The sequence below is a fragment of the Thiohalocapsa sp. genome (assembly GCF_019695415.1).
GTDB lineage: Bacteria > Pseudomonadota > Gammaproteobacteria > Chromatiales > Chromatiaceae > Thiohalocapsa.
Genome location: NZ_JAIFKJ010000651.1, coordinates 1 through 2,043 on the forward strand (window position 1 = coordinate 1; position 2,043 = coordinate 2,043).

At 65.1% G+C, this 2,043-nt stretch carries 2 protein-coding genes; both read right to left on the bottom strand.

Going from position 1 to position 2,043, the window contains the following annotated elements:
- A partial coding sequence (locus I6U14_RS17780) for a site-specific integrase (protein ID WP_296901157.1) occupies positions 1-828 on the bottom strand: 828 nt, incomplete at its 3' end.
- 581 nt (positions 829-1,409) lie between these two features.
- The coding region (locus I6U14_RS17785) for a transposase (RefSeq protein WP_296901160.1) at positions 1,410-2,043 on the bottom strand (634 nt) is incomplete at its 5' end.

The window sequence follows — 2,043 nt, forward strand, 5'->3', positions numbered from 1 at the left end:
TGGGTTGGCGGCGGGGTGTGTGGGTGCGTGGGTTCCCCGGTTCTTGGGCGCTGGCGGAGCTGTGAGGGGTGGGAGGTCGTCCCCGGTCGCCAAGCGTTCCGTGGGGAAGCGTGGGCGCGTGGTATGGGGTGAAAGCCGCTTGGCGGGGCCCGACTTCTCGGCGGCGGCGTGGCAAGCGCGGTTGAGTTGGCGCGTGGAGAGTGGATTGATCGGGTCCTGGCCCGGGAACAGCCAGCCGTGGGGCAACATCTTGCCGCGCGCGTTGCCCTCGCGCCACCACGCCCGCAGTACCTTCAGCAGGGTCGGGGAGAGCAGTGCGTAGCGGTCCTTGCGCCCCTTGCCCTGGTCGACGCGGATGACCATCCGCTGGCTGTCGATATCGTCGACCTTCAGCGCCACGACCTCCGCAGCGCGCAGGCCGGCCCCATACGCCACCGAGAAGGCGGCCTTGTACTTCAGCCCGGGAGCCGCCTCCAGCAACCGCTCGACCTCCTCGTGCCCGAGCACCGTTGGGAGTTTGCGCGGTTGGTGGACATGGCTCATCTTGGCCAGCAACTCACCGCGCCCGAGGGTGACCTCGAAGAAGAACTTCAGTGCGGTGACTGCCGCGTTGATACTCCCGCGGCCAACACCGCGCTCGACCAGATCGAGCTGGAAGCGGCGCAGATCCTCCGCCGTGGCCGTCGCCGGCGAACGCTTGAGAAAGCCGTTGAGGCGTTTGACCCAGCGCAGATAGCCACTCTGCGTCTTGGGCGAGAGCTTGCGCAGCGTCATATCCTCGATCATGCGCTGACGCAACGGGCTGATCGATGTATCGTGACTCGACATGGGTCTGCTCCTGTCTTGGGTTGAGGATGTACTGCACCTCTAACCTCTAGACGGGACAGACCCATCCCGCTGAAAAAGCACCTCCGTCGGCGTCACCGCCCCCTACCGCGCGAGCGGTTTAGTCCTTCGGCGTCTTGCGGTCGTCTTTCATCGTTATCGTCCGCGACCGCTTCTGTTAAGGGTTATCCGATGCCTGCCGCCGACTGACGGCAGTCGATGACGGTGCCGGAGCCGATGTCTTAGCCGGAGAGTGACAAGTCAGCAGGGTCGGCGGTAGGCGTCGGATAAGCCTCGAGGGAGGAAACCGCGGGAGGCATGGAACAAGGTCAGGGGTGGCTCGAGGCTATGGGGATTTGAATTGGGCCTCTGGGTGGCGCCGAGGGTTGTGGCCTTGCTGATCTGCTCTGCAGAGCATCGCCAAGAGGCAATCGGAGCAATAGGGCGCGAAGAGGTGTGGGCGCGACGAGGGAGTTGAGGCCAGCGGAGCGCGCTTTTTGAGTCGATCAGCATGACCTTCCCGTCACCGCGGCTAAGGCGATGATCTAGGGGTGGTGCGGCATCGTAGCTTGTCATGGCGATGCTCATGCGGCCTCGCTCATTGCCGATGGTGGGGCGCGCGGGAGATGGCCGCGGGCGAAGGTCTCGATGATCACCATGGGTGCACCGCAGCAGGGACAAGGGCGGGCGTTTTCGCTTGTTTCGCTTGGGTTATCCTGTGTGGCATCCTCAGCGGTGGCCACAGGCACGGCAATGAGCGGAGATAGCGGAGCCGCGAGCAGCTCCCGGGCCCTCGCCAGGTTCTGGACCCTTGCGGCATTGGCCAACAGGCCGTAGTGGCGGATGCGGTGGAACCGTGGCGGCAGGACGTGCAGGAGGAACCGGCGCATGAACTCTTCCACCGGTAAGGTCATGCACCCATAGCGGCAGCGGCCCTTGGCCCGGTAGTCCTTGAACTTAAAGGTGACCCCTTTCTCGTCAAGGGCGATCAGCCGGCTGTTGGCGATGGCCACGCGGTGGGTGTAGCGAGCGAGGTAAGCGAGCACCGCTTGCGGTCCGGCGAAGGGGCGCTTGGCATAGACCACCCAGTCGATGCCGCGCAGCGGCTTCAAGAACGCGGCGAACGCCCCGGCCTTTTCCACCGGCTTATGCTCGCCGAAGAACTTCAGCTCCCCGGCCCGCTGGGCGGTGCTAGGCTTATCGCCAACAAGCCGCCGG